The sequence below is a fragment of the Pseudactinotalea sp. genome (genome assembly GCF_048594945.1).
In the GTDB taxonomy this organism is placed as follows: Bacteria; Actinomycetota; Actinomycetes; order Actinomycetales; family Beutenbergiaceae; genus Pseudactinotalea.
The window spans coordinates 1-8,462 of the sequence record NZ_JBMDXJ010000071.1 but is presented as its reverse complement, the minus strand read 5'-3'; the positions used below and the strand labels follow the sequence as shown (position 1 = coordinate 8,462).

Genomic DNA, 8,462 nt, shown 5'->3' with positions numbered 1-8,462 from the left:
TTCGGCATCGTCTCCTACGGCGCCGACGGCGGCACTCGCGCCACCGAGCAGTGGCGGGGCATCATCGCGAACACGATGGGCACGGTCGTGCGGCACCAGGTCGCGCTGTACGAGTTCCTCGACTGGACCGAGGGCGCGTTCACACCGGTCGACCGCCGCCCCGGCGAGCTCGCGAACCTCCTCGACCTGCTGGAGAAGACCACGGGCGCGCTCGCTCCGCTCCGGACCTGAGACCGGCGGCCTGGCTGCCCACAACCTGACATACGGTTGACTTTGTCAGGTGCGCTAATGTATCAATCCGATACATCCACCCGAGGCATCCGCCCGTGTGGTCCCGCACCTCGCAGGGAACGATGCGCGCACGGTCCGACGTCCTCGAGCTGGCCATCCTCGGCCAGCTGCAGGACTCACCCCTGCACGGCTACGAGCTGCGCAAGCGGCTGAACGCCACGCTCGGCGCCGTGCGCGCGCTCTCCTACGGCTCGCTCTACCCCGCGCTGAAGAGCCTCACGGCGGCGGGACACATCGAGCCCGTCGACACCGCCGAGCTCCCGCACGCGCTCGCGGGCAAGCGGACACGGATCGTCTACCAGCTCACCGCCGACGGCAAGGAGCGGCTCGCCACCACCCTCGGCAGCACCGGCCCCGACGCGTGGGAGGACGAGCACTTCGACGTGCGGTTCTCGCTGTTCGACGAGGTCCAGCCCGAGGTGCGGCTGCGGATCCTCGAGGGCAGGCGGATGCGGATGCTCGAGCGTCGGGAGGCGATGCGGGAGCAGATGCACCGCAACCGCGAGCGCCGCGACGCCTGGACGCTCGAGCTGCAGCGGCACGGCCTCGAGCAGATCGACCGCGAGGTCGGCTGGCTCGAGGACCTGATCACCAGCGAGCGAACTCAGCCATCACCCCACCCGACCGACCAGACCACGGCGGCTCCGCCGTCGGACATCACCGAGGAGTAGGAACGAATGGGATCCATCAGAGTCGCGATCGCCGGCGTGGGCAACTGCGCCGCCTCGCTCGTGCAGGGCGTCCACTTCTACCGTGACGCGGACCCGCGCGCGACGGTGCCCGGACTCATGCACGTGGAGTTCGGCGAGTACCACGTGCGTGACATCGAGTTCGTGGCGGCGTTCGACGTGGACGCCAAGAAGGTCGGGTTCGATCTGTCGGAAGCGATCGCCTCGAGCGAGAACAACACGATCACGATCGCCGACGTCCCGCCCCTGGGCGTGCCGGTGCAGCGTGGCCACACGCTCGACGGGCTCGGCAAGTACTACCGCGAGACCATCACCGAGTCCGACGCCGAGCCGGTGGACACCGCGCAGGCGCTGCGCGACGCGCGCGCCGACGTGCTCATCTGCTACCTGCCGGTGGGGTCCGAGGACGCCGCGAAGCACTACGCGCAGGCCGCCATCGACGCCGGCGTGGCGTTCGTCAACGCGCTGCCGGTGTTCATCGCGGGCACGCCGGAGTGGGCGGAGAAGTTCCGCGCGGCGGGTGTCCCGATCGTGGGCGACGACATCAAGAGCCAGGTCGGCGCGACCATCACGCACCGCGTGCTGGCGAAGCTGTTCGAGGACCGCGGCGTGGTGCTGGACCGCACCTACCAGCTGAACGTCGGCGGCAACATGGACTTCAAGAACATGCTGGAGCGTGACCGGCTGGAGTCGAAGAAAGTCTCCAAGACTCAGGCCGTTACCTCCAACCTGCACGACTCCCCGCTCGCGGGGAAGAAGGAGGACCGCAACGTCCACATCGGCCCGAGCGACTACGTGGCGTGGCTCGACGACCGCAAGTGGGCATACGTGCGCCTCGAGGGTCGCGCGTTCGGCGAGGTGCCGCTGAACCTCGAGTACAAGCTCGAGGTGTGGGACTCCCCCAACTCCGCCGGCATCATCATCGACGCCCTCCGCGCCGCGAAGATCGCCAAGGACCGCGGCATCGGCGGCCCGATCCTGTCCGCGTCGAGCTACTTCATGAAGAGCCCGCCCGAGCAGTACGACGACGAGACCGCCCGTGCCAAGGTCGAAGCGTTCATCCGCGGGGAGGGCTGAGAGCCTCAGGGTCGCGTGGGGAAGATGCCCTCGACGGCGATGCACCAGTTCCCCACGAGATAGGGCTGCATGTTGTCGTGCGGCTGGCTCTGACCGGCGGGCTGCACCATGCCGGCAGCCATCGACACGGTCGCTGCGGTGCCGTAGGCGGCACCGCCGGCGGCGACCGCCGGGCGCGCAACCGACGGCGACTTGCTGGTCGCGGCAGACGCTGCGGAGACTCCGTGCGTGTGAGCAGGGAGCTGTCCCGGGGTCAGGGTCACGGCCTCGGTACCCCCGACGTCGCCAACGACGCGGCCGCTGAGCCCCGCACCCTGGCCCTGCCCCATCGGCACTCGACCTCGCAGGTCGGGGAGGGCGAACGTGGTCTGCCCGTCACCGCCGTACGTGGTGCCGAGCAACGAGAACAGAGCGGAGTTCTGGCTGACCGCGAGCAGCTGGCCCTGGCACAGCGCCCAGCCACGAGGCGCGAAGTTGAAGCCGAACAGCTGGATGGTGCCGAGGAAGACGTCCATGGGGTGAGCTCCTTGTCGATGTGCCAGTGAGGTGACGCGCTCGAGAGCAGCGTGAGGGTCACGCGCTGCCGAACTCTGACATCGCGAGCCGTTCCTGCTGCGTCCGTCGAGCCCGTCGGGCCGGCCGGTCCGGACCGGATGCTGCGCACGGTAGCGCCACCTGCCGTCGACCCACCATGCCCGACGGCGACCAGAGACCGAGATGTGATGTCTTGCGTTCTGGAATGTCACGATCAGGTCTCAATCCGAACTCGTGAGACGTCAACTGTTGTGTTGTCGAGCGTTCGTCGACAGCATGTTGAGCGGTCTGCGCGCTCGCTCAGGCCGAGCGCCCTGGCCCGCCGAGCGGACCCGGGCAGGCAGGGGAAGCCGTCATGCGCCAGCCACACCGGGTCCGGTCAGTACAAGCACGCCTGGCAGCCGGTGCGGCCGCGCTGCTAGCCGCAAGCGCGATCGGGGCGGTCGCCCTGGCAGCCCCGGCTGTGGCGGACGGTCCGACGACCTTCAGCAACACCGCCTCGATCACCATCGGCTCGCCCACAGAAGTCGGCGAGGTGCAGCCGGCAGCGCCCTATCCCTCCGCGATCGAGGTCTCGGGGATGACCGGCGCCATCACCGAGGTGTCGGTCACGCTCCACGGGCTGACCCATCTGTTCGTCAACGACATGGACGTGCTGCTGGTCGCCCCGAGCGGTGCGAACCTCGTGCTGATGTCCGACGTCGGCGGCGACATCCTGAGCGCCGGCAACGTCGACGTCACACTCGCCGACGGCGGCGCCGGATTCCCCGAGAACGGCACGCTGCCCACAGGCACCTACGCGCCGGCGAACGCGGCCACGGGTGCGGACGTCTTCCCGGCGCCGGCACCAGCTCCGAGCAGCGCGACGACGCTCGCCAATGCCTTCGGCAGCATCGACCCCAACGGCGCATGGTCGCTGTACATCGTCGACGACGCCACCGGCGACGACGGTTCGATCGCCGGCGGCTGGAGCGTCACGATCACCACGAGCGAGACCGCAGCCCCCACCACCATCACGGCGAGCGCGACCCCGAACCCGATGCTGACGAGCGAGCCGATGGAGCTGTCGGCGCAGGTGACCTCGGGCGGCCAGCCGGTCACCGAGGGTGACGTCATCTTCTGGGGCCCGGACGCCGGCTACTCGGCCGAGCTCGACGACACCGGCAACGCCACGGTGTCCTTCCCCAGCGGCTGGTCCAACGAAGGCACGTCACCCTTCACGGTGGAGTACGAGGGCACGGACGGCTTCCTGTCCAGCTCGACGACGTTCGACCTGGTTGCGGACGATCCCACCAGCGTGACGGGGAACCTCTACTGCAACCCGCCGAGCCCGGGCGGCACCCAGCTCCCGGCCGTCGGCGTACCGCGGGCCTACCCGCTCCGGGTCTTCGTCGAGGACACTGGCGGGCTCGTGACGGACGCCCAGGTGCACATCAACGGCCTGAGCCACGCCAACGTCGCCGATCTCGACATCATGCTGGTCTCGCCGTCGGGCGAGGGCCTGGTCGTGCTGAGCGACGTCGGGCAGCACTCGGTCTCCGACCTGGATCTCGCATTCTCCGACGACGGCGAGGTGATCGCCGGCCCGCTCGCGTCCGGAACCTTCGTGCCGACGAATCTCGACGGCGCCCATGACGGCTTCCCGGCCCCCGCACCTGCGCCCTCAAGCGCCACCACGTTCGCCGACGCCTTCGCCGGCACCGATGCGAACGGGACATGGGAGCTGTACATCGTGGACAACGCCCCGGGTGATGCGGGCTTCTTGGCCCGGGACTGGTGCCTGGAGCTGAGCACCGGCATCGCGACAGAGGTCGTGCTGGACGCTCCGGCCACCGTGGTGGCCGGCGAGGACGCCGAGGTCACCGCGACCGTGACGGCCGATGGCGACCCGGTCGATGCCGGCACCGTCTCCTATGCAGTCGACGGCGGCACGCCGATCGAGGCCGGCACCCCCGACGCCGACGGCGAGGTCACCTTCACGCTGACCGACCTGGCGCGCGGCAACCACACGATCACCGCCAGCTACACCGGCGCCGACGAGTACGGCGACTCCGAGGCCGAGCCGATCGACATCATGGCCACCGAGGCCACGGACGTGACGGTCGATGCCCCGAACGCTGTCCCGCTCGGTGGGGACCTGGAGGTCGTCGCGACCGTGATCGGGGTCGGTGGCGACCCGGCGAGCAGCGGCTCGCTCAGCTACAGCCTCGACGGAGGGCCTCTGTTGGGTCTGGGCAGCCCGGACGCCGAGGGACAGGTCGACTTCACCATCACCGACCTGCCACGCGGCGACCACACGATCGTGGTCGAGTATGTCGGAGCCGCCGGCTGGACCGGCTCGGTCAGCAACGCCCATGTCGTGGCCGTTCAGGAGGGCACGACGATCAGCCTCGCAGCGCCGGCGACCGTTGCTGCCGGCGACGACGTCGACGTGGTGGCCACCGTGCTGAGCGAGGGCGGTACACCGGTCACGGCCGGCAGCGTGAGCTACTCGGTCGACGAGGGCACCCCGGTGAGCGTCGGCACACCCGATGCGGCCGGCGAGGTCGCCTTCACGATCGCCGGCCTCGACCGCGGCACGCACACCATCGACGCCACCTACACCGGCGCCGACGGCTGGACCGACGCCGTCGCGATCCAGGTCGAGGTGCTCGCGCAGAGCCCGACCGCGATCATCCTCGACGCGCCCGCGAGCGCTGGTGCCGGCGACGACGTCGAGGTCACCGCCACCGTGACCTCGGGTGGCGATCCGGTCGACGCCGGCACCGTCGCCTATGCGGTCGACGGTGGCGTGCCCATCAACGTCGGCACCCCCGACGAGGACGGCGTTGTCACCGTGACCTTGTCCGGGCTCGCGCGTGGCACCCACGTGATCACGGCCGACTACACCGGCGCTGATGGCTGGACCGACAGCACGGCTGACCCGATCGAGGTCACCGTGGTCTCGCCGACGACGCTCGAGATCGGCATCGATCCGGCCTCACCGCGCGCGCACGAACCGGTCGAGGTCACCGCCACCCTCACGGGCGACGGCGGGACTGTCACCGACGGCACGGTCCGCTTCACGATCGACGGCGACGAGACGGAGGTCGCCGCCGCTGATCTCGCCACCACGTCGGTGACGGTCACGCCGACCAGCACCGATGAGGTCGTGGTGCTCGTGGAGTACCTCGGATCGGACACGTTCGCCCCGAGCACGGACTCGGCCTCCGTCACGCCGACCGCGATGCCCACCAGCACCGTGGTGACCGCACCGCCGGACGCCGTCGACGGCGACACGGTCACCCTGACCGCCGACGTCACGGCGGACAACGCGAGCGTGAGCGCTGCCGGATCGGTCACGTTCAGCACTGGCTCGGAGGAGCTCGGCTCCGCACCGCTCACCGCCGGCACGGCCACGCTCGAGGTCCAGCCGCCCGCAGGCGCCCTCACGCTGACCGCCACGTTCGAGCCTGGCGCAGGCTTCGTCGGCAGCACCGGCAGTGCGGAGATCGAGGTGTCCCCGATCGCCGCGGCCGGTGGCCCGTACGCCATCGCGGAGGGCGAGGGCCTCACGCTGTCCGCGGCCGGGTCGAGCAGCACCGCCACGATCGGCTGGGATCTCGACGGCGACGGCGACTTCTCCGATGCCTCCGGCCACGAGGTGCTGCTCACCTGGGCCGAGCTCGAGGCGTTCGGGATCGACGACGGCCCGGCGACCTATCCGATCGAGGTGAGCGCCGCCGTCGACGGCTTGACCGAGCTCGCCGCCGGCGAGATCGAGGTGAGCAACACCGGGCCGGACGTGATCGTGGACGGCCCGACCGCCGCCGTCGTCGGGGAACCGCTCACGCTCAAGGTGAGCGCGGACGACCCCTCGAGCGCTGACATGGCCGAGCTGTTCACGTACCGCGTCGACTGGGGTGACGGCTCACCTGTGGTGGAAGTGGTCGGGCCTGCCGATCCGCCCGTGACGCACACCTACGCGCAGGCCGGCGATGTGCAGGCGACGTTCTCGGTCGTCGATCGTGATGGCGACGGCGGCGGTTCGATCACGTTGACGATCACCGTGGCCCCGGCGGCGGTGGGCCCGACTCCCCACCCCACCGACGACCCCACCAGTGAGGACCCCACGGGTGGCGACCCGACCGATGCCGCGCCTGGAACCCCAAGCCTGCCGGACTCCGGCGTGCCTGATGGGGCCGGTCTCACGCTCGCCGCGGCCATAGGGCTACTGGTCGCCGGCGCGGCATTGGCCCTGCTGCGGCGGCGCTTGACCGCCTGATCGCGGCGGCATTCCGCATCGCCGGCAGATTCATGGCGACCGGAGCACGCCCGCGCAGCGCGGAATGGTCCGACCTGGAGGGGAGGATGCCCACCACCCAAGACGACCGCGCGTTCCGGGAATGGAGCCTGCTCGGTCGAGCGTTGCGGATCCCGTGACCACCTCCCAGTCGACCGTGCCCACCACGCACGGCGGTCGACCAGCCCAGCCGCCCCTCACCGGCCGCATCCCGGCCGGCCTCGTCCTGCTGCTCTCGGCGCTGACCGCCGTCGGGCCGCTCACCATCGACCTCTACCTCGCCGCGTTTCCCGAGATCGCGACGGACCTCGGCACGTCCGCGGCGAGCGTGCAGCTCACGATGACCACCACGCTGATCGGCCTGGCTCTCGGCCAGCTTGTCATCGGTTCGGTGTCCGACTCGTTGGGTCGTCGCCGCCCGCTGATCGCGGCGTTCTCTCTCTACGCGCTCGTCTCGTTGGGTATTGCGTTCACCGACTCGATCGTGGCGCTCGCCGCGCTGCGAGGGGTTCAGGGGTTCGCAGCGGCTGCCGGCATGGTGATGTCGATGGCCATCGTGCGGGACCGGTTCTCCGGCCCGCGCGTCGCCAAGGTGATCGCCCGGCTCATGCTCATCGTCGGGGTCGCGCCGATCCTGGCCCCGACCCTCGGCGCGCAGATCCTGCGGTTCGGCGACTGGCGCTCGATGTTCTTCGTGCTCGCCGGCGTCGGCGCGGTGCTGCTAGCGCTCGTGACCGCGTTCCTGCGGGAGTCCCTGCCTGCGCAGTATCGCCGCTCCGGCGGGCTCCGCCCCGCGCTCGCCTCGTACGGGTCGCTGCTCCGGGACCGCTCGTTCGTGGCGCTCGCGCTGCTCGCCGGCTTCTACATGGCGGCGATGTTCACCTACGTCTCGACCTCGACGTTCGTGTTCCAGGACAGCTTCGGCCTGACCGCGCAACAGTTCGCACTCATCTTCGGTGCGGGCGCGATCGCCGTGACTGCCGGCTCGCAGATCAACGGAGCGCTTGCGGGGAGGGTGAGCCCGGAGCGGATCCTGTCTGTGGTGGTGCCGGTCGGCGTGGTGCTGTCACTGGTGCTCGTGGCGGTCGCGGCGACAGTGGGGCGCACCGTCGCGGGGGTCGGCCCGCTGATCGTCGCACTCGTGCTCGTGCTCGGCACCGCCGGGTTCGTGATGCCTTCGGTGCCGGCGATCGCCCTCGAGCGCAACGCCCACCAGGCAGGCAGCGCAGCCGCACTGCTTGGCGCGTCGCAGTTCGGCGTGGGGGCGGCGATCGCTCCGGTGACTGGCCTGTTCGGCGAGGCGAGCGCCCTCACGATGGCGGCCGTCATGAGCGGCACGATCCTCGTGGCCGCCGGCCTGCTGCTGTACGTCTCGCGCGGCTGGTCGCGTGAAGCGGCCACCGTGCCGGAGGTCATCCACGAGGGCGGCGACCTCGCCGATGCCCCGATCGCCGCGGTGACCGAGACCGCCTGAGCTGGGCACGCCCTCACGAGTGTCACCGCGGCCCCGCCCCGCAAGACCGCGGGGCCGCGGGACGGTAAGAGTGGTGCGCCAGGTGGCGCACGGGTTAGGGGAGCCCGGCCGCCCC

At 70.5% G+C, this 8,462-nt stretch carries 5 protein-coding genes and 1 pseudogene; 5 read left to right on the top strand and 1 reads right to left on the bottom strand.

Annotated elements, in window-relative coordinates:
• From ACOJSN_RS03270 to ACOJSN_RS03260, 3 genes and pseudogenes are all read left to right on the top strand, one after another.
• Positions 1–231: pseudogene (locus ACOJSN_RS03270) on the top strand (NADPH-dependent FMN reductase); the annotation flags it as partial.
• A gap of 122 nt (positions 232–353) precedes the next feature.
• Positions 354–962, top strand: a complete 609-nt coding sequence (locus tag ACOJSN_RS03265; protein ID WP_420111078.1) for a PadR family transcriptional regulator — start codon at positions 354–356, stop codon at positions 960–962.
• Positions 963–968: 6 nt separating this feature from the next.
• Positions 969–2,057: an inositol-3-phosphate synthase gene (locus ACOJSN_RS03260; protein ID WP_420111077.1), complete on the top strand. Its 1,089-nt coding sequence runs from the start codon at positions 969–971 to the stop codon at positions 2,055–2,057.
• A 5-nt stretch (positions 2,058–2,062) separates the two neighbouring features.
• On the opposite strand, the gene ACOJSN_RS03255 is transcribed toward ACOJSN_RS03260, so the two are convergent.
• The gene (locus tag ACOJSN_RS03255; protein WP_420111076.1) at positions 2,063–2,572 is read right to left on the bottom strand and encodes a phage tail protein; all 510 of its coding nucleotides are present in this window, start codon (positions 2,570–2,572) and stop codon (positions 2,063–2,065) included.
• Between the two features lie 374 nt (positions 2,573–2,946).
• On the opposite strand from ACOJSN_RS03255, the gene ACOJSN_RS03250 reads away from it, so the two are divergent.
• Together ACOJSN_RS03250 and ACOJSN_RS03245 are read left to right on the top strand one after the other, a co-directional pair.
• Positions 2,947–6,855: an Ig-like domain repeat protein gene (locus ACOJSN_RS03250; protein ID WP_420111075.1), complete on the top strand. Its 3,909-nt coding sequence runs from the start codon at positions 2,947–2,949 to the stop codon at positions 6,853–6,855.
• Between the two features lie 154 nt (positions 6,856–7,009).
• Positions 7,010–8,347, top strand: a complete 1,338-nt coding sequence (locus tag ACOJSN_RS03245; protein WP_420111074.1) for a multidrug effflux MFS transporter — start codon at positions 7,010–7,012, stop codon at positions 8,345–8,347.
• The last annotated feature ends 115 nt before the right edge of the window (positions 8,348–8,462 follow it).

Excerpts from the sequence above, each read along its gene's own strand:
- ACOJSN_RS03265 (WP_420111078.1), top strand. The coding sequence starts at position 354 with ATGCGCGCACGGTCCGACGTCCTCGAGCTGGCCATCCTCGGCCAGCTG.
- ACOJSN_RS03260 (WP_420111077.1), top strand. The coding sequence starts at position 969 with ATGGGATCCATCAGAGTCGCGATCGCCGGCGTGGGCAACTGCGCCGCC.
- ACOJSN_RS03255 (WP_420111076.1), bottom strand. The coding sequence starts at position 2,572 with ATGGACGTCTTCCTCGGCACCATCCAGCTGTTCGGCTTCAACTTCGCG.
- ACOJSN_RS03250 (WP_420111075.1), top strand. The coding sequence starts at position 2,947 with ATGCGCCAGCCACACCGGGTCCGGTCAGTACAAGCACGCCTGGCAGCC.